The 18,632-nt window shown below is 71.4% G+C and carries 18 protein-coding genes and 1 tRNA gene; 4 read left to right on the forward strand and 15 right to left on the reverse strand.

All coding sequences use genetic code 11. From position 1 onward, the window contains the following. Positions 1 to 74: 74 nt before the first annotated feature. The 4 genes from arc to ACX80P_RS02560 all read right to left on the reverse strand — a co-directional run bounded on the left by arc (position 75) and on the right by ACX80P_RS02560 (position 5,064). Complete coding sequence (gene arc / locus ACX80P_RS02545) at positions 75 to 1,832, reverse strand: proteasome ATPase (RefSeq protein ID WP_459276452.1); 1,758 nt, start codon at positions 1,830 to 1,832, stop codon at positions 75 to 77. A gap of 133 nt (positions 1,833 to 1,965) precedes the next feature. Continuing rightward, positions 1,966 to 3,036, reverse strand: coding sequence for a tRNA (adenine-N1)-methyltransferase (locus ACX80P_RS02550; RefSeq protein WP_459276453.1), 1,071 nt, complete (start codon positions 3,034 to 3,036; stop codon positions 1,966 to 1,968). A gap of 67 nt (positions 3,037 to 3,103) precedes the next feature. After that, positions 3,104 to 4,258, reverse strand: a complete 1,155-nt coding sequence (locus tag ACX80P_RS02555) for a site-2 protease family protein (protein ID WP_459276454.1) — start codon at positions 4,256 to 4,258, stop codon at positions 3,104 to 3,106. Continuing rightward, positions 4,255 to 5,064, reverse strand: a complete 810-nt coding sequence (locus ACX80P_RS02560; protein WP_459276455.1) for an HAD family hydrolase — start codon at positions 5,062 to 5,064, stop codon at positions 4,255 to 4,257. The genes ACX80P_RS02555 and ACX80P_RS02560 overlap by 4 nt, the downstream gene beginning before the upstream one ends. A 115-nt stretch (positions 5,065 to 5,179) precedes the next feature. Here ACX80P_RS02560 and ACX80P_RS02565 point away from each other — a divergent pair, with 115 nt between their 5' ends. Then, positions 5,180 to 6,070 carry a PAC2 family protein gene (locus ACX80P_RS02565; RefSeq protein ID WP_459276456.1) on the forward strand — a complete coding sequence of 297 codons (891 nt, stop codon included), beginning with the start codon at positions 5,180 to 5,182 and terminating at the stop codon, positions 6,068 to 6,070. A gap of 13 nt (positions 6,071 to 6,083) precedes the next feature. Here ACX80P_RS02565 and mshC read toward each other — a convergent pair whose 3' ends face one another. Continuing rightward, a complete protein-coding gene (gene mshC / locus ACX80P_RS02570; protein WP_459276457.1) occupies positions 6,084 to 7,358 on the reverse strand; it encodes a cysteine--1-D-myo-inosityl 2-amino-2-deoxy-alpha-D-glucopyranoside ligase in 1,275 nt (424 codons plus the stop codon). Between the two features lie 23 nt (positions 7,359 to 7,381). Next, entirely contained in the window at positions 7,382 to 8,206 is an 825-nt protein-coding gene (locus tag ACX80P_RS02575; protein ID WP_459276458.1) for an undecaprenyl-diphosphate phosphatase, read from the reverse strand. A gap of 49 nt (positions 8,207 to 8,255) precedes the next feature. Between ACX80P_RS02575 and ACX80P_RS02580 the strand changes: the two genes are divergently transcribed. After that, a complete protein-coding gene (locus ACX80P_RS02580) occupies positions 8,256 to 9,182 on the forward strand; it encodes an aldo/keto reductase (protein WP_459276459.1) in 927 nt (308 codons plus the stop codon). Between the two features lie 3 nt (positions 9,183 to 9,185). On the opposite strand, the gene ACX80P_RS02585 is transcribed toward ACX80P_RS02580, so the two are convergent. Beyond that, on the reverse strand, positions 9,186 to 9,449 hold the full coding sequence (locus ACX80P_RS02585) for a hypothetical protein (RefSeq protein ID WP_459276460.1): 264 nt from the start codon (positions 9,447 to 9,449) through the stop codon (positions 9,186 to 9,188). Between the two features lie 40 nt (positions 9,450 to 9,489). Here ACX80P_RS02585 and ACX80P_RS02590 point away from each other — a divergent pair, with 40 nt between their 5' ends. After that, positions 9,490 to 9,723 (forward strand): DUF5703 family protein, encoded by a 234-nt coding sequence (locus ACX80P_RS02590; protein WP_104120479.1) that lies wholly within the window; start codon positions 9,490 to 9,492, stop codon positions 9,721 to 9,723. A gap of 1 nt (position 9,724) precedes the next feature. Here the strand turns inward: ACX80P_RS02590 and ACX80P_RS02595 are convergent, their stop codons facing one another. The 3 genes from ACX80P_RS02595 to ACX80P_RS02605 all read right to left on the reverse strand — a co-directional run bounded on the left by ACX80P_RS02595 (position 9,725) and on the right by ACX80P_RS02605 (position 12,518). Beyond that, positions 9,725 to 10,909 (reverse strand): acyl-CoA dehydrogenase family protein, encoded by a 1,185-nt coding sequence (locus ACX80P_RS02595; RefSeq protein ID WP_459276461.1) that lies wholly within the window; start codon positions 10,907 to 10,909, stop codon positions 9,725 to 9,727. Between the two features lie 28 nt (positions 10,910 to 10,937). Then, positions 10,938 to 12,239 (reverse strand): M20/M25/M40 family metallo-hydrolase, encoded by a 1,302-nt coding sequence (locus ACX80P_RS02600; protein ID WP_459276462.1) that lies wholly within the window; start codon positions 12,237 to 12,239, stop codon positions 10,938 to 10,940. Positions 12,240 to 12,434: 195 nt separating this feature from the next. After that, positions 12,435 to 12,518 (reverse strand) — tRNA-Leu (locus ACX80P_RS02605). Positions 12,519 to 12,771: 253 nt separating this feature from the next. Between ACX80P_RS02605 and ACX80P_RS02610 the strand changes: the two genes are divergently transcribed. Next, entirely contained in the window at positions 12,772 to 13,092 is a 321-nt protein-coding gene (locus tag ACX80P_RS02610) for a hypothetical protein (protein WP_459276463.1), read from the forward strand. A gap of 30 nt (positions 13,093 to 13,122) precedes the next feature. On the opposite strand, the gene ACX80P_RS02615 is transcribed toward ACX80P_RS02610, so the two are convergent. The 5 genes from ACX80P_RS02615 to ACX80P_RS02635 form a co-directional block, all read right to left on the reverse strand. Beyond that, entirely contained in the window at positions 13,123 to 13,863 is a 741-nt protein-coding gene (locus tag ACX80P_RS02615) for a M50 family metallopeptidase (protein ID WP_459276464.1), read from the reverse strand. A gap of 9 nt (positions 13,864 to 13,872) precedes the next feature. Continuing rightward, the gene (locus ACX80P_RS02620; RefSeq protein ID WP_459276465.1) at positions 13,873 to 15,129 is read right to left on the reverse strand and encodes a kynureninase; all 1,257 of its coding nucleotides are present in this window, start codon (positions 15,127 to 15,129) and stop codon (positions 13,873 to 13,875) included. Positions 15,130 to 15,236: 107 nt separating this feature from the next. Further along, positions 15,237 to 16,199: a trypsin-like serine peptidase gene (locus tag ACX80P_RS02625; RefSeq protein ID WP_459276466.1), complete on the reverse strand. Its 963-nt coding sequence runs from the start codon at positions 16,197 to 16,199 to the stop codon at positions 15,237 to 15,239. 154 nt (positions 16,200 to 16,353) lie between these two features. Then, entirely contained in the window at positions 16,354 to 17,259 is a 906-nt protein-coding gene (locus tag ACX80P_RS02630) for a MaoC/PaaZ C-terminal domain-containing protein (RefSeq protein WP_459276467.1), read from the reverse strand. Then, positions 17,256 to 18,632, reverse strand: coding sequence for a 3-oxoacyl-ACP reductase (locus ACX80P_RS02635; protein ID WP_459276468.1), 1,377 nt, complete (start codon positions 18,630 to 18,632; stop codon positions 17,256 to 17,258). The genes ACX80P_RS02630 and ACX80P_RS02635 overlap by 4 nt, the downstream gene beginning before the upstream one ends.

An 18,632-nucleotide genomic window follows, 5' to 3' on the forward strand; every position in this document is an offset into this window, starting at 1 on the left:
GCGGTGGACGGAGATGCCGTCACCGACCGCGGGCAGCTCGCCCGGCGGTCCGGCCCACCGCCCGCCCGTGACGATCACAGATACTGGCCCGTGTTCGCCGTCGTCTCGATCGACTTGCCCGGCTCCTGGCCGGCCTTGCCCTGCACGATGGTGCGGATGTACGTGATGCGCTCGCCCTTCTTGCCGGAGATGCGCGCCCAGTCGTCGGGGTTCGTGGTGTTGGGCATGTCCTCGTGCTCGCGGAACTCGTCCACCACGGCGCGCATCAGGTGCTCGATGCGCAGGCCCTTGCTGCCGTCCAGGAGGAGGTCCTTGATGGCGTACTTCTTCGCGCGGTCCACGACGTTCTGGATGACCGCGCCGGAGTTGAAGTCCTTGAAGTAGAGCATCTCGGTGTCCCCGTTGGCGTAGGTCACCTCGAGGTACTCGTTGGACTTGTCCGTCGAGTACATCTGCTCGACGGTCCGCCGGATCATCTCGGCGATGGTGGTCCGGGGGTCGTTGCCGTTCTCCGCGAGGTCGTCCGCGTGCAGCGGCAGGTCCGCGGTGATGTACTTCGCGAAGATCTCGGCGGCCCCTTCGGCGTCGGGCCGCTGGATCTTGATCTTCACGTCCAGCCGGCCGGGTCGCAGGATGGCGGGGTCGATCATGTCCTCACGGTTGGACGCGCCGATGACGATCACGTTCTCGAGCTTCTCGACGCCGTCGATCTCGCTGAGCAGCTGCGGCACGATGGTCGTCTCGACGTCGGAGGACACGCCGGTGCCACGCGTGCGGAAGAGGGAGTCCATCTCGTCGAAGAACACGACGACGGGGCTCCCGTCCGATGCCTTCTCCCGGGCGCGGGCGAAGATGAGCCGGATGTGGCGCTCGGTCTCGCCGACGTACTTGTCGAGCAGTTCGGGGCCCTTGATGTTGAGGAAGTAGCTGCGGATCTGTTCGACGCCGGCGCGTTCGGCCGCGCGGGCGGCCAGCGAGTTGGCGACCGCCTTCGCGATGAGGGTCTTCCCGCAGCCCGGCGGGCCGTACAGGAGGATGCCCTTGGGCGGCTTGAGGCCGTGCTCGCGGTAGAGGTCGGGGTGCAGGAAAGGCAGTTCGACGGCGTCGCGGATCTGCTCGATCTGCGGGCCGAGCCCGCCGATGTCCCCGTACGCGATGTCGGGGACTTCCTCGAGCACGAGGTTCTCCACCTCGCTGCGCGGCACTTTCTCCAGGCCGTAGCCGGACTTCGTGTCGACGGCGAGGGCGTCCCCCACCCGGATCTTCTCGGCCTGCAGGGGCCCGCTGAACTTGATGACGCGTTCGTCGTCCGTGCGCCCCACCACGAGCGCACGGTCGGTGCCCATGAGCTCCTTGATGGTGACGATCTCCCCGGCGCGTTCGAAGCCGAGGGCCGCGACGATGGTGAGGGACTCGTTGAGGAGGACCTCCTGGCCGGGCGCGAGCTGGCGGACGCTGATGAGCGGGCTGACGGTCACGCGCAGCTTCCGCCCGGACTGCAGGATGTCCGCGGTGTCCTGGACCGTCGCCTCGGTGGTGGTGCCCGGCTCCGACGGGCGTTTGGGGTTCACCTGCATCACCGTGGCGAAGCTGAACGGAGCAGCGCCCTCCTTCTCGAGGGCCGCCTTCAGCCGGACGATCTCGGTGCGGGCGGATTCGAGGGCGGCGACGAGCTTCGCGTTGTTCTGCGTGGCGGCCGCCAGCTGGCGGTCGATGTGGCGGAGCTTGTCGCGGAGGACGTTCAGCTGGCGTTGCGCGACCGAGGTGTCGACGAGCGGAGCGGTCGGCTCGCGCGGCGCGCCGACAGGAGCGTGATCATCGGATTCCGGCATTTCGGTTCCCCACCTTCGGTTCGACCTGGTGCTGTCTTTCGACCTTAGCGCAGACGCCTGCCCGCCATGTGCACTGTTGCTGCACCGTGTTAACGCATGACGTCCGTCCGTGTCTCCCCGTCGCCGGAGGGGGCTACTCGACGCTGCCGCCGTCGGCGATCGCGTCGCGGCGGGCCTGGGCCTCCTCGGCGGGGAGGGCGCCCCGCTGGATGGTCGAGGCGGCATCCCGGGCGACGCGGCGGAGCCGCTTGTCGGAGACGTCGCGCTCCCCCACGGCCTGCGGCGTCCACGCGTTGAGGTCCTCCTCGCTGAACCCGGTCTTGGAGGGCCTGCGCTTGGGGGTGAAGCCGGTGGCACCCTCGGCCAGGCGGCGGGTGGTGAGCAGGAAGCCGGTGTGGGCGACCATGCGGTGGTCGGGACGCACGGCGAGGCCCTCGAGGTGCCAGCCGCGGACCATGGATTCCCACGCCTCGGGCTCCGTGAAGCGGCCGTCCGCGCGGATCGCCTCGGCGGTGCGGGAGAGCTGGGTGACCGTGGCCACGTAGCTGATCCACACGCCCCCGGGGGCCAGGACGGTGGCGACGGCGTCGAGGCACTCCCACGGCGCGAGCATGTCCAGGACCACGCGGTCCACCGAGCCCGGCTCCTCCTGGGCGAGGACCTGCTCCTGGAAGTCGCCGAGGGTGATCTGCCAGGCCGGGTGGGGTCCGCCGAAGATCGTCTCCACGTTGCCGCGGGCGATGTCCGCGAACTCCTCGCGGCGCTCGAAGGAGTGCAGGTAGCCGGTGTCGCCCACGGCCCGCAGCAGCGAGATGGAGAGCGCTCCCGAGCCCACGCCGGCCTCGACGACCCGCGCCCCCGGGTAGATGTCGGCCATGGTGACGATCTGCCCCGCATCCTTCGGGTAGACGACGGCCGCGCCGCGGGGCATGGACAGCACGAAGTCCGACAGCAGCGGCCGGAGGGCCTGGTACAGCTGGCCGCTGGTGTTCTCCAGGATGGTGCCCTCGGTGGAGCCGATGAGCGCGTCGTGCTGGAGGAAGCCCTTGTGGGTGTGGAACGCGCCGCCGGGCGTGAGGGTGATGGTGTTCATGCGGCCCTTCTCGTCCGTCAGCTGCACGCGCTCACCGGCGCGGAACGGGCCTCGGCGGGCTGCGGCGCCGTGCGGGGCGGCGGGGACGGCGGGTGTCGGGACGGTGCTCATGGGTGGTCCTTCGGCGTGGGCCGGCGGGGCCGGCATGAATGGGAGGAGGTTCGGGGGTGGGGCCGGGTCAGGGCCCTGCGGTGCCCTTGCCGGTGATGGCCTGCACGACGGTCCGCTGGTGGAGCACGCCGGTGACCGCGCCCGAGCGGTCCACGACGGCGTACTCGTTGCCTTCCAGGCGGGCGAGGAACTGGACGAGCTCCTGTCCCTCGGCCCACTCCGGCACGTACGCGCCGGCGGCGAGGCGCCGCGCAGCGGCATTGGCCGCCGTCGCGGCTGCGGCGTCGTCCGGGACGGCCAGCAGCGCGCCGCCGTCGACCACGGCTTCGGGGATCCCGGAAGGGCCGGTCAGGACGACGGCGGCGCCCGGATTCTCCCCGAGGATGCGTCGCACGGCGAGCACGCTCGTGCCCGCCGGCATGCCGACCGCCCGCTGCTGGAGCCGTCCGGCGCTGATCGCGGGGAGGCGCAGGCGCATCCGCGCGTTCTCGATAGCGGCCGTCGCACCCATCCACAGGAAGGCGCCCATGACCACGGCGATGACGATGAAGGTGAGGTCGGGTCCGCGGCCCTGAGCCAGCGGGACGCCCACCACGAAGGCCAGGAGCACGACGACGAGGACGCGTCCCGCCCAGCCGGCGGCCACCGTGCCCTTCTCCTGGCTGCCCGTGACCTGCCAGACGGCGCTCTCGACGAGCCGTCCGCCGTCCAGGGGCAGTCCCGGCAGCACGTTGAAGACCGCGACGAGCAGGTTCGCCCAGACGAGGATGATCGTCAGGAGATAGGCGACGCTGCCCGGTGCCACCGCCTGGAGGATCGCCCAGCCGAGGCCCGCGAGCACGAAGTTCGCTGCGGGCCCTGCGAGAGCGACGAGGAGGGACCGCCCCGGCGAGGCGTTGAAACTCGCGAACTGGGTGTGCCCGCCCCACAGGTTGAGCACGATCCGCGTGGTGGGCCAGCCGAAGGCGCGGGCCGTGAGGGCATGCGCCAGCTCGTGGACGAGCACGGACGCCGCGAGGAGCAGGGCGTACCCGAGGGCGACGGCGTACGCGCCGGCGCCGATCCCCGGAATCAGCTGGCCGACGCGCGGCCCGAAGACCAGCACGATGAAGGCGGTGATCACGAACCAGGACCACGCGAGGACGACCGGGACGCCGACGATCCGGCCGAGCGGCAGGCCGGCGCCGGCCTCCCGGCGCGGGGCGTCCTGGCGTCCGCTCACGCGACGTCCTCGCGGTCGTCGTCCGCGTCGGTGAAGGCGTCGTCCGTCCTGTGCCGGGCCGGCGCGGGGAGCAGGGCCGCGAGATCCGCGGGCGTGCGCCCGGCGAGCGTGTCCCAGTCGGTGCGGCGCGCATCGGGCGGCAGCGCCACGAAGTGCGGGACGGCGAGGGTGGTGAGTCCTGCGGCGAGGGCGGCGGTCACGCCGGGCAGGGAGTCCTCGATCGCGACGACGTCGTCCTTCCGGAGTCCCGGGTGGTCGGCGGCCAGCAGGTCGAAGCCCAGCTGGTAGGCCTCCGGGTCGGGTTTGCCCGCGCTGACGCGGTCCCCGGTGACGAGGTGCGAGAAGGTCCCTGCGGGCAGCTGGTCGGCGACCGCGCTCGCGAGGAGGGTCTCGGACATGGTGACCATGGCGCACGGGATGCCTTCGGCGTGCAGCGCCGCGAGCAGCTCGCGCGCTCCGGGACGCCACGGGACAGCCCTGGCCACGTCAGCCGCGACGCGCCCGGTCAGGTGGTCGATGATGTCCCGGATGCCGAGGTCCACGCCGGCCTGCTGGAGCTGCCCCGCGGAGAACGTGAGGGCCTGGCCGACGAGCGCGGTGGCCTGCTCGTCCGTCCACGTGCCGCCGTGGGCTTCGACGAGCTCCGTCTCGGCCCTGATCCAGTAGGGCTCGGTGTCGACGATGGTTCCGTCCATGTCCCAGAGCACGCCCCGCAGGCCGCGGTGGTTCCCGGCGGCGGCAGCCCACTCGTCGTCGACCTGCTCGGGGACAAGGGTGTGGACGGGGCCGGGAGGGTGGGATGCCATGCCTCCCAGTCTACGGTGGAGGCCTTCACGTGCCGTGCCGGGCCCCGCCCGCCGGGCCGCGGGCAGCACCCGACGCCGCCTGACATGGCCGCGCACCGGGGTTTAGGGTGAGAGCGTGGACAGCTTCGACGAGAACCAGCCGACCGGCGTGCAGGACCTCTTCCAGGACGCCGATGAGCCCGAGCGCAGGATCACGATCATGCTGGCGGCCTTCGAGGGGTGGAACGATGCCGGCGAGGCGGCCAGTGACGCCCTGAAGTACATGGGACGGTTCTTCGGCAGTGAACGCATCTCGACCATCGATGCGGACGAGTTCTACGACTTCCAGTTCACGCGTCCCATGATCAAGCGGAACTCCTCGGGGCAGCGCCGCATCAAGTGGCCCAACACCCGCATCAGCAAGACCCTCGTCCCGCACTCGAACGTGGACCTGATCCTCGTCAACGGCGTGGAACCGTCCTACAAGTGGCGTGCCTACACCGCCGAACTCGTCGGCCTGGCGAAGGAGCTCGGTGTCGACTGCATCGTCCTGGTCGGCGCCCTCCTGGCCGACGTCCCGCATTCGCGTCCCATCCCCGTGACGGTCACGTCCGACGACGACCTCGTCCGGGAGAGCCTCGACGTCGAACCGTCCACCTACGAGGGCCCGATCGGGATCGTGGGGGTGCTCGCGGAGATGGGGCTCCTCGCGGACATCCCCACCATGTCCCTGTGGGCCGCCGTGCCGCACTACGTGGGCCAGTCGCCGTCGCCGAAGGCGCAGCTCGCGCTCCTGAACAAGCTCGAGGAGATCCTGCAGATCGCGGTGGACACGCACATGCTCACGGAGGAGTCGGAGGCGTGGGAGCGCGGCGTCGACGAGCTCGCGACCGAGGACCCGGAGGTCGCCGCGTACGTGCGCCAGCTCGAGGAGGCCAAGGACACCGTGGACCTGCCGGAGGCCAGCGGGGAGTCGATCGCCCGCGAGTTCGAGCGCTACCTGAAGAAACGCCGGCGGGAGCAGTAGCCCGGCGACGGTCCTAGAGGCGGACGCCGAGCAGGGCGTCGACGACGTCGCCCAGTGCCCGTCCGCCGGCGCCCCCGGGGGCCTGCGAGGGCCGTCCCGCGGCCCAGGCGTCGACGGCGGCCAGCGCGGAGGGCGCATCGAGGTCGTCCGCGAGGTGCGCCCGCACCCGGTCCCGGAGTTCCGCGACGTCGTCGCCCGTCGCCGTCCGTGCTGCCTCGCGCCACGCGGCGAGGCGGCGGATCGCGGCGTCGAGGACGTCGTCCGTCCAGGACCAGTCCGCACGGTAGTGGTGGGCGAGGATGGCGAGGCGGATGGCCGCGGGGTCCACGCCCGCCTGACGCAGCCTCGACACCAGGACGAGGTTTCCGCGCGACTTGCTCATCTTCCCGCCCTCGTACCCGACCATCCCTGCGTGGGCGTAGTGCTGCGCCAGGGGGGTGCCGCCGGCCGCCCAGGCGTGGGCCGCGCTCATCTCGTGGTGCGGGAAGACGAGGTCCGAACCTCCGCCCTGCACGGTGAACGGGGACGGCAGGAAGCGCTGGGCGATCACGGAGCACTCGATGTGCCAGCCCGGCCGTCCGTCGCCGAGCGACCCGGCGGGCCAGCTCGGCTCCCCGGGCCGGGCAACGCGCCAGAGCAGGGGGTCCAGGGCGTTCCGCTTCGACGATCGCTGGGGGTCGCCGCCGCGCTCGGCCGACAGCGCGAGCATCGTCTCGACGTCGAGGTGCGAGACCTGCCCGAGGAACCAGCGTGCGGCGTCGTCCTGGTCGAGGGCGGCCGCGGCGTCGAGGGAGAAGTAGACGTCGCCGTCGGGCTCCCCGCCCTCCCCCGGCACGGTGTACGCGAGGTCGCGGCCCACCAGCTTCTCGACGATCGGGACGATCCAGTCGATCGACTCGACGGCCCCGATGTAGTGGTCCGGGGGGAGGACGTTCAGGGCCTCCATGTCCTCCCGGAACAGGGCGATCTGGTCGGCGGCGAGGTCCCTCCAGTCCACGCCGGTGGCGGTGGCCCGCTCCAGGAGAGGATCATCGACGTCGGTCACGTTCTGCACGTAGCGCACTGTGGCCCCCGCGTCCCGCCAGGTGCGGTTGAGGAGGTCGAAGGCGACGTAGGTGGCCGCGTGGCCGAGGTGCGTGGCGTCATAGGGTGTGATGCCGCAGACGTAGAGGCTGCACTCCGTACGGTCCCCGAGGGCGGCCGGGCCCTGGAGCGCCGTGTCGAACAGGCTGATACTCGACTGGGTGCCGCCGAGTACTGGGACAGGAGTCGAATTCCACGCAATCACACGGTCCAGCTTACGGGCCGCGGTCAGGCGCTGATGACGCCGAAGCCGAGGAGGACGTACAGTGCGAGGCCGAGCAGGATGCGGTACCAGACGAACAGCCCGTAGCCGCGCGTCGTGACGAACCTGAGGAACCAGCCGATGATCGCGAACCCGACGACGAAGGCCACGACGGTGGCCACGCCGGTCTCCAGGAGTCCGTAGGGGCCGGTCTCGTCGTAGCTCTTCACGAGCTGGAACACACCGCTGCCGAACACGGCGGGGATGGCCAGCAGGAACGAGTAGCGCGCCGCGGCCTCCCGCGTGTAGCCCATGAGCAGGCCCGCGGTGATGGTCCCGCCGGAGCGCGACACGCCCGGAATGAGTGCCAGTGCCTGCGCCAGCCCGAACAGGATGCCGTGCCGGTAGGTGAGGCTCGGGAGGTCGCGCGTCTGCCGTCCCACGGCGTCGGCGACCGCCAGGATGAGCCCGAAGACGATCAGCATGGTCGCGACGATCCACATGCTGCGGAACGTCCCCTCGATCTGGTCCTGGAAGAGGAGCCCGAGCAGCACGATCGGCACGCTGCCGAGGATGACGAGCCAGCCCATGCGCGCATCCGGGTCGTTCCGCGGGACCGTCCCCCTCAGGGCGCCGAACCAGGCCTTCACGATCCGCACGATGTCCCGCCAGAAGAACACGACGACGGCCGTCTCGGTCCCCAGCTGGGTGATGGCGGTGAACGCCGCACCCGGGTCCTGCGCGTTCGGCAGGAACTCGCCGACGATCCGCAGGTGGGCGCTCGATGAAATGGGGAGGAATTCGGTAAGGCCCTGGACGAACCCCAGGATGATCGCTTCTATCCACTTCACCCTGACGACCCTACGGCATGCGGTCGGTGAGAGGCTTTACGCTTGCCTCATGCAACGGCGAAACGTGGGGATGAGCGGCCTGACCGTGTCCGCTCTGGGGCTCGGCACCATGAACTGGGGGCAGGAGGTCCAGGAGGAGGCGGCCCGGGAGCAGCTGCGCCTCTTCGTCGAGGCCGGGGGCACGCTCGTCGAGACCGCAGCGCGCTACGGGGAGGGTCAGGCGGAGGCGATCCTGGGCGGTTTCGTCGGCGACGCGGTGGCCCGCTCGGAGCTCGTGCTCGTGGTTCAGGGCGGCACCACCCGCACGGGCAGCAGGCGCCTCGACAGCTCGCGGCGGGGCCTGCTCGATTCGCTCGATGCTTCCCTGTCGCTGCTCGGCACGGACCACGTCGACGTCTGGCTCGCGCCCACCCCCGACCCCGCGGTCCCGCTGCAGGAGACGCTGAGCGCCTTGGAAGCCGCCTACGGGACGGGCCGCGCGCGCTACGTCGGCGTGTCCAACTACGCGGGCTGGGAGTTCGCCCGCGCGGCCGCCACCGCGTCCTTCCCGCTCATCGTCAACGATGTCGAGTACTCGCTGGTGAACCGCGGTGCGGAACGGGACGTGCTCCCTGCCGCCGAGGCGTTCGGGGCCGCGGCGTTCGCCTGGGGGTCGCTGGGCCGCGGCGTGCTGACCGGGAAGTACCGCGGCAGGATCCCCACGGAGTCACGGGGCGCCTCCGACGTGTGGGCGCCCTACGTCGAGCCCTACCTCGCGGGGAAGCCCCAGCGCATCACGGAGGCCCTGTGCACGGCCTCGAGGGGCCTGGATCTCCAGCCCCACGAACTCGCGCTGCGGTGGCTCCTGCACCGGCCGGGCGTGGCCTCGGCGATCGTGGGTGCGCGGACGCCGCAGCAGCTCAAGGAGATCCTCCAGACCAGCGGAGCCCCCGTGGCCGAACCCATAGCGGCGGTCCTCGACGAGGTCTCCGCCTGAGGATCAGTGCTCTACTTCGGCCTCCACGAGGTCCGGTGCGTAGTCGGCGTCGTCGTCCTCGTCCGGCTCCTCGTAGATCTCGAGCGGCGTGACTTCCCCGAAGGCGTCGTAGAGGGCTTCCTCGTAGACCTCGAACGCATCGGCGACACCCACGTAGGCCGCCTCCACCGCAGGATCGTCCTCCCGCCGTCGTGACGCCGAGGCAGCGAGGTGCTCTTCGAGGGCTGTCACGAGGGACTGGAGCGCGACTCGCGGATCTATGCTCATGGCTAGACGGTATCGGTAAAGTGGACGGAATTGGAGGGATATGCGAGAACATTTCTTGAACGCGACGGCCGTCCGGGAACGTGATTACGGACGGCAGTACGAGTACCTGGTCCTCACGGTGAATGCGGGCGAACCGCTGCCCGCAGCCCGCAAGCTCGTCGCCGAGCACGCCGAGTACGGCAAGTGGGAGCTCGAGCGCAGCTGTATCTACATGGGGGGCGGCAGGCGGTACTGGCTGCGGCGCAAGGTCCTCCGCGTGGAACGCACCGCCTGAGTCAGCGCGCCCGCGGTGCGGTTGGGGGTCCCAGCAGTGCGGTGGCGACCGTAGCCCGCGCCGACTCCTCGGTCGAGGGATGGAACTGCCCGGCGAGGGCGTCGCGGTGGAGGCGCACCACCTCCGACGACGCCGAAAAGCCCGATCCCCCGCTCACGTGCAGCGCCGCCGTGGTGGCGGCCACGGCGGCGTCGACCGCGTGGGTCTTGAGCGTCACGAGGCGCGCGAACCACTGCGCCGTTTCGCCTGAGCGCGCGTCCAGGTCCGTCGTCACCTGCCGGAGCTCGGCGTCCACCCCGATCCGCCCCATCGCAGGTCCCGCCAGCAGGTTCCGCAGCACGGGGTTCTCGGAGAGCGCGCTGTCCTCCACATGGCTCCGGCGGCGCGTCAGCGCCTGCACCGCGAGCTCGAGCGCACGGTCCGCGATGCCGAGGTAGACCGACGCGATCAGAGTCTCGAACGCCGCGAAGATCCCGAACACGAGCGGGTCCGCGTTGGGCCCGACCGGCAGCGACCGGAACACCGCCTCCGGGGGCACGCGCACGTCGACCAGGCGGGTCGTGTTGGACCGCGTGGCACGCATGCCCAGCGGGTTCCAGTCCTCGAGGGTCTCCACCCCGGGCGTGCCGCGCGGAACGAAGGCGTGGAGGATGGCGTCGTCCCCGCCGTCCCCGCCGTCGAGCTTGCCGAAGACGCCCAGGCGCGTCCACACGGGCGAGAGGCTCGTGAAGACCTTCGTTCCGGTGTACGCGTAGCCGCCGTCGGTCACGCGTTCCACGCGGGTCAGCGAGTCGAACAGGACGGCGTCGTTCCCGGGCTCGGACACGCCGAAGGCGAAGACCTCGCCGCGCGCGGCGTCGTCGAGCACGAAGCGCAGCGTCGGGTCGCCGCGGTCCGCGAGGAGGCCGGCCACGGCCGTCCAGACCAGGTGCATGTTGATGCCGAGCGCCGTGGCGGGTGCTGCGGCCGCGAGCCTCCGCTGGGCCGCGGCGGCCCGGGCCATCCCGCCGGCGTCGCCGGGCGGGGTATCGACCAGGAGACGCAGGTACCCGACGGACCTCAGTTCGTCGAAATCCTCGACGAAGAAGGAGTTCTCGGCGTCGTAGCCCGCGGCCCGTCCCCGGAACCGCTCCAGCAGGCCCTCCGGCAGGAGCTGCCCGATGCTGCGGGTCGTCGTCGTGGTCATGGCGTCTCCTGCGGCGGTCGGATCCTGCTCAGTAGGTGGTCAGCAGGCGGGCGAGCACCCGCGCACCGAAGCGCAGTGAATCCGTGGGGACGCGCTCGTCGACGCCGTGGAACATCCCGGTGAAGTCGAGTTCGTCGGGCAGCTGCAGGGGCGCGAAACCGTAGCCCGTGATGCCGAGGCGGCTGAGCGACTTGTTGTCCGTGCCGCCCGAGAGCGTGTACGGCAGGACCTTCGCGCCGGGGTCCTCCGCGTGCAGGGCGTCGACCATCGAGTCCACGAGGTTGCCCGCGAACGGCACCTCGAGCGAGGTGTCCTTGTGCTCGTAGGTGACGTCGACGCCGTCGCCGGCGAGGCCGCGGATGATCTCGAGCACCTGGTCCTGCTGGCCGGGGAGCGTCCGCACGTCGATCAGCGCCTCGGCGGTGCCGGGGATGACGTTGTGCTTGTAGCCGCTCTTGAGCACCGTCGGGTTGGCGGTGTTCTGCAGGGTCGCCCCGACGAACCGCGCCACGGTGCCGAGTTCCCTCAAAAGCACGTCAGGGTTGTCGGGGTCGAACTCGACGCCGGTCAGCTCGGTGACGCCGTCGAGGAACTGCCGCGTGGTGGGGGTCAGCTCGATGGGCCAGGCGTGGTCGCCGATGCGCGTGACCGCCCGCGCGAGGGCCGTGACGGCGTTGTCGGTGTTGATCTGCGACCCGTGCCCCGCGCGTCCGTGCGCCACCAGTCGCAGCCAGGAGATGCCCTTCTCCGCTGTCTGCAGGAGGTAGGTCCGCTGACCACCGATCGTCGCGGAGAATCCGCCGACCTCCGAGATGGCCTCCGCGGCTCCCTCGAAGACCTCCGGCTTGTTGTCCACGAGCCAGGACGCCCCGTAGGCACCCCCGGCCTCCTCGTCGGCGAAGAACCCGAAGACGAGGTCCCGCTTGGGCTTGATGCCGTCGCGCTGCATAGACCGCAGGACGGACAGGATCATGGCGTCCATGTCCTTCATGTCCACGGCGCCGCGGCCCCAGATCAGGCCGTCCTTCTCCTCGCCGCCGAACGGGTCGACGCTCCAGTCCTCCTTCTGGGCGGGGACGACGTCGAGGTGGCCGTGCACCACGAGGGCCGGCAGGGAGGAATCCGAGCCCTCCATGCGGGCGACGACGGACGTGCGGCCGGGAGCGGGCTCGAACAGCTGCGTCGGGAGCCCGACCTCCTCGATGAGCCCGGCCGTGTACTCGGCGGCCTTCCGCTCCCCCGGACCCGCGTTGTCCCCGAAGTTCGAGGTATCGATGCGGATCAGTTCCTGACAGATCCTGACGACTTCATCTTCGGGTGTGATGCCCACGTGGTCCTCCTCGGTAGCGGTTGCACTTCCAGCCTACCGAGAGCGGACGCGGATCCGGCCGTGCTGCACGCGGACACGGAAAGGCCAGCCGGGATGGGAGGTGGCGCGGCCCGCCGGGTCCCGTTCCGCTCCACGACCCGCACAGGCGGACACGCAAAAGCCCCGACCGGATTTCTCCGATCGGGGCTTCGACTGTGCGCGGAGGGGGACTTGAACCCCCACCCTCAATAAGAGGACTAGCACCTCAAGCTAGCGCGTCTGCCATTCCGCCACCCGCGCGGGTGGTTTTTCACCGTAGAAACCGGTGAAAGCAACGAGAAAGACTCTAACACGACTTGGTCCGTGTTGTTGAATCGGCAGCCGCCCCGGCGCAGGTGGGGTGCCCGTCGGCGACGCGGCGTCGACGGCGGCCATGCCTACTGCGGGCACCCTGGCAACTTCCCTCCAACTCCGCTTCCCGGCATCTCTTCTGCCTATGCTGGAGGGACTAGCGAACGGTGCCGGCGGTGCCCCAGAGCATGGAAGGAACGACATGGACGGCGACGACCAGACCGGTTCCCCCCGGGAACCGGACAGCACACGGCACACGCGGCGCGACCAGGAGCAGCGCGCCCTCACCCTCGACGCCATGAAGCGCGCGAACATCTCGGTCGGCGCGCTCTGGGAACACTACTTCAGCATGGGCGGGGGCGTGGACGAATACGAGCTCACCGCCTACCTGCACGGCCTGTTCGAGCTCCCGGACCACGAACGGGACTGTATCTCGCAGGCCGTCAACGAACTCTACGACGATCTCTGCCGCCAGCAGGGAGCTCCCTACAGCTCGGCACACGAGCGGCGCCGAAACCGCTGAGGACGGACACGGCCGGTCCGGCCGCTGTGGTCAGGGCACGGCCCCGACGATCAGCGCGAGCGGCCCGAGGGACAGGGCAACCGCCGAGGCGATGACCAGCGCGAACAGGCCGAGCCACACCGGCGAGGGGACGGGGGTCGCCCGGCCGAGCAGGTAGGCGTCCGACGAGGCGAGGTTCCGCCGTCGCACGTGGACCCGCACCACCTTCACCCAGTCGCGGCATGCGCCGACGAGCAGCGCGACACCGAACACCAGGCAGGCGTGACCGGCGGTGGCCGCTCCCCCGAACCGGACGAGGGCGAGCGACACCGCCGCGCTGCCCCCGAGGATGAGCACGCCCTGCCCGTTCCGGACCAGGACGAGCGCCGCCACCAGGACCAGCGCGCCGATCGACAGGGCCGCGGGAGCCCAGCCGTACGCCGCACCCCGGAGCAGTGCGGCGCCGACGACGGCGGGCACCGGGTAGCCCCAGAAGGTGGTGAAGCCCGCCCGCCAGCCGTGGCGGCCGAGGCTCGTCGTCGTTCCCGACTGATCGAGGCGGAGCGTGATCCCGGTGACGCGCTGCAGGGCCAGCAGGGCGGCGGCTGCGTGGCCGAGTTCGTGGACCACGGTGACGAACAACCCGAAGATGCGCCACGAACGCCGGGGCACCGAGAGGACGACGGCCGCGAGCACGAGGAGGACGAGGCCGGCGGTGCCGATCACGGGGGGGTCGGACCTGAGGAAGCCGTCCGTGATCCGCTCCCGGAGCTGCGCGGGCAGGGTCTCCACGGCGGTCCCCTACGCCGTGCCGCGTCCTGCCGCCTGCCCTGTCCGCGCGAGGTGTGCGGCGATGGCCCCGACGGCGACCGCGACCTCGTGGAAGGACGTCGACAGGGGCGAGAGTCCGAGCCGGATGCCGTTCGGGTTGCGGTAGTCGGGGATGACGCCGTCCTGCCACAGTCGGGGCACCATCCCGGCGAAGTCCGGGTGGTCGATGGTGATGTGTCCGCCGCGGGCCCGCGGGGCGCGCGGTGAGGCGAGGACCACCCCGGACGGGGCCAGCACGGCGTCGACGGCGTCCACGGCGAAGGCGGTCAGCTGCTCCGACTTCGCCCGGATCGCGGGCATCCCGACGTCCTCGATGAGGGCGAGCATGCCGCGCATCGGGAGCATCCCGAGGATCGGCGGGGTGCCCGAGACGAGGCGCCGGATGCCGTCCGCGGGCTGGTAGGCGGCCCCCATGGCGAACGGGTCCGCACTCCCCAGCCAGCCGGGGATCGGCTGGTCGAGGGTGGCCAGGTGCGGTTCCGCGACGTACGCCCACGCGGGGGCGCCGGGTCCCCCGTTGAGGTACTTGTAGCTGCAGCCCGCGGCGAAGTCGACACCCCACGCGTCCAGGTGTGCCGGGACGGACCCGACCGAGTGGCTGAGGTCCCACAGCACGAGGGCCCCGGCGTCGTGGGCGATCCTCGTGATGGCGGGGACGTCGGCGATGAAGCCGGAGCGGTAGGCGACGTGGCTGAGCAGCACCAGTGCCGTCTCGGGGCCGACGGCGGCGGCGATGTCCGCCGGTGTCGCCCCGCCGTCGTACGCGACGTCGATCCACCGCAGGGTGAGGCCGCGCTCGCGGGCGATGCCCTCGGCGATGAACCGGTCCGTCGGGAAGTTGTCGCGGTCGATCACGATCTCGCTGCGCCCGGGGCGGGCCGCCACTGCTGCGCGCGCGAGCTTGTAGAGGATCACGCTCGTCGAGTCGGCGACGATGCACCGGCCCGCGGCCGCCCCGAGCGCCACCCGGCCCAGCTGGTCGCCGATCTGTCCGGCCAGCCCGAGCCACCCCTCGTCCCAGCCGCGGATCAGGCGACCACCCCACTGGTCCCGGACGAAGGAGGTCAGTCCGTCCACGGTCGCGGCGAGCGGGCGGCCGAGGGAATTGCCGTCGAGGTAGGAGAGCACGGCGTCGTCGTCGGTGCCGAGGAACAGCGAGCGGTGCTGACGGAGGGGGTCTGCGGCGTCGAGCTCCGCCGCGCGGGTGTGGAGGTCGAAGCCGGTCATGCGCCCCAGTCTATGGGTGGCCGGGCCCGGGGGTGGGGCCGGGCCCGGACGCCGCACGGGCGGTCCCCCGCGAGGGGAACCGCCCGTGCGTCCTGCGGAGGAACCGGCTACCGGCCGGCCGCCGTGGAATAGGCGGACTGGATGGAGCTGCCGAAGTACGGGCCGTACATCACGTTGCTCTGGGTGTTGTACCCGAAGCTGTTGACCGAGTTCTGCGTCCCGGTGGAGCCCGAGCCGACGAACCAGGGCCCGCCGGAGGAACCGCCGGTCATGTCGCACGGGATGCCCTGCGACTGGGTGCCTCCGATGCGGTCCGCCGAGGCCTTGCCGTAGCAGCTGAAGAGACGCTCGCCGTTGAAGGGCGAGGCGGCCGGGTAGCCGTACGCGCTGTAGGTGAGGCCCCGGGACATGTTGAAGCCGATGCTCGACGCACCGACCGTCGCGGCGAGCGTCCTGCCGTTGAGCGTGTTCATGACGGCGAAGGCGCCGTCGTAGTTGATGTCGTTACGGGCCACCCACTCGCTCGTGGACACCAGCGACCGGGCCGTGAACTTACCGTAGGGGGCCGCGCCGTTGTTGTAGGCGGGGACGAAGACGAAGTTCGTGACCCAGCCGGTCGAGAGGTCGTGGGTGCAGTGTCCCGCGGTGGCGACGACGCTCTGGTTCCCGCTCTGGACCGAATTGCCGGAGCAGACGTAGTTCTGGCCGCCCTGCGTGAAGAACACCTTCCCGATGCGCGGGACCGTGGACTGCGCGGTGGCACGCGTCTCCACGACGGGCTGCTGGGGCGCCTTCGCCACCGACTGCTGCTGCCCTGCCTTCGGCATGATCGAGCGGCCCTCGGCCGCCCACCCGGAATTGATCGTGTTGGCGGGCTTGGCGTTCTTCATCCTGTCCGCCGTCCAGTACGCGTCGAGGGCCGCCTGGCCCTCCGTCTGGGCGTGGGACACGGTGGCGGCTTCCGCGGGGGGTGCCGCGGGCGCTGCCTGGACGGGACCTGCTGTCATCAGCGCTGATGCCATCAGGGCCGAGGCTGCGATCAGCCCTGCTTTGAGACCTCGAGAGTTCACGAAACTCCTCTTTCCATACAGTGGGGCCAGCCATCGAGGGCTGGTAGTCGGAGTCTGCCCTGACGACCGGGCGCCTGCCAGCCCGAGGAGGGACTTCCGAGGAATTGCCCCCGAAAATCACTGGACCTCTGGACAGGGCCCGGCCGGCATGCAACTATTCCGCGCGCACCCACCCGGTGAAGTGGGGCCGCCGGCGCGTCGCGGACCACCCGACGACGTCGGTCCGGCGCCCCGCGCCGTCACCCGTCGAGGCGAACGAGGTGGTCACGCTTCCCGGCAGGAGCACGGGCGTGGCGAAGTCGACGCGCCAGGACAGGGCCCCGGACGGCGCCGGGACGGCCTGGTCCACCATGCGCGCCGCGAGGTACATGCCGTGCGCGATCGCCCTCGTCCGGCCGAGCGCCTTCGCGCTCAGCGCGCTGAGGTGGATGGGATTCCAGTCGCCCGAGACCGCGGCGTACCGCCGGCCCGTATCCGCGCCGAGCCGCCAGACGCCCGCCGGCGTGGGCGGGGTGAAGGACGGCCGCTCACCCTCCCTGCGTCCGGAGCCGGCACCCGCGAGCCGGACACCCCGTGCCAGGTAGACGGAGCGGCCGGTCCACACCAGCTCGCCCGCGACCCGCACCTCGATGACGACGTCGACCTGCGTGCCTGCCGCGTGCGGGCGCAGATGCTCGGCCCGGGCCACGACGTCGAGCGTCTCGGCGGAGTCGATCTGCCGCTCCTGCTGCACCTCGTTGCTGAGGTGCACCATGCCGAGCAGGGGCAGCGGGAAGTCGGGCCGCGCGAGGACGCTCATCGCCACCGGGAACGCGAGCGTGTGGACGTAGGCGGAGGGCACCGTGTCCCGCGCCGCGGACCCGAGCACCTCCTGGAAGCGGGTGAGGGCGCCGAGGTCCACCCGCACGCCGTCGACGCGGTGCTGCACGGCGGGGACACCGGCGGGCGTGGCCGCCCGGCGCATCCTCCGCCGCACGGCCAACGCCACGGCCTGGCGGTAGAGCGCCGGCAGGGCCGGCACGCCGGGCAGCGTCACCTCCTCGGGGGGTGTCCCGCTCATGCGCCCACCAGGTTCTGCCCGCACACCCGCAGGACCTGCCCGTTGATGCCCGCCGCGGCGTCGGAGGCCAGGAAGGCGATCGCCTCGGCCACGTCCACGGGGAGCCCGCCCTGCTGCAGGCTGCTCAGGCGGCGCGCCACCTGGCGGGTGAGGGGCGGGATCTTCGCCGTCATGTCCGTCTCGATGAAGCCGGGAGCGACGGCGTTGATGGTCCGGCCCACACCGTCGAAGGCCTCTGCCTGTGCCCTGACCATGCCGATCACGCCGGCCTTCGACGCCGCGTAGTTGCTCTGCCCGCGGTTGCCCGCGATCCCGCTCGTCGAGGCGAGGCTGATGATCCGCCCTGTCGACGAGAAGACGGGCGAGGCGAGGAACTGCTCGTTCATGCGGAGCTGGGAGGCGATGTTGACGGCGATGACCGAGTCCCATCGGGACGCGTCCATGTTGGCCAGCAGCTTGTCCCTCGTGATGCCGGCATTGTGCACCACGACGTCGAGCGTCCCGTGACGCCCTCCGACGTGCTCGAGGATCCGGTCCGCGGCGTCAGTGGCGGTGATGTCGATCTGCAGGGCGGTGCCGCCCACCCGGTTAGCGACCTGCGCGAGCTGTTCACCGGCGGCCGGGATGTCGACCACGACGACGCGGGCGCCGTCCCGGGCCAGGATCTCCGCGATCTTCGCGCCGATACCGCGTGCCGCACCCGTGACCACCGCGGTCCTGCCCGCCAGCGGCTCATCGGGCATGCCCTCCCCCGCCGCCGCCGTCGCGGCGGCGAGTCCGGCCACGCTCTCGGCCGGCGTCGGGGCCACCTCGATGAACTGGCCGTCCACGTACGCGCTCCTGCCGGACAGGAAGAACCGGAGGGCGCCGAGGGTGGTAGGGTCCGTCGTCGTCGCGTGCCCGCGCAGGACGATGCCGTTGGCCGTGGCTCCGCCGCGCAGCTCGTGCGCGACGGAGCGGATGGCTCCGTCGATGCCCTGGCGTGCCGCCGCCACGGCGGGGTCCGTGGTGTCCGCGGCGGAGCGGAACACCGCCACCACGCGTCCGCCGGGCACCAGCACCCTGGCGGCCTGGCCCAGTTCGAGCAGCGGGGCCGCGAGGTCGGCGGGTGACGCCGCGCGGTCCAGGACGACGACGGCGGCGCTGAGCTTCTCGCCCGGCAGGACGTGGCGACGCACCTCCACATCCCAGCCGAGCAGCACCTCGGCGAGCGCCTCCGCCCCCGCGCCCGCCCCGGTGACGAGCACGGGCTCCGACGCCAGCGGCTCACCCGGGGTGTAGCGGCGCAGCACCGAGGGGCGCGGAAGGCCGAGGGCCTTGGCGATCCTCCCCGGCAGGGGCGTGTTGACGAGGTCCAGGTAGCTGTCGGCCAC

The organism is Arthrobacter arabinosi (assembly GCF_054511115.1).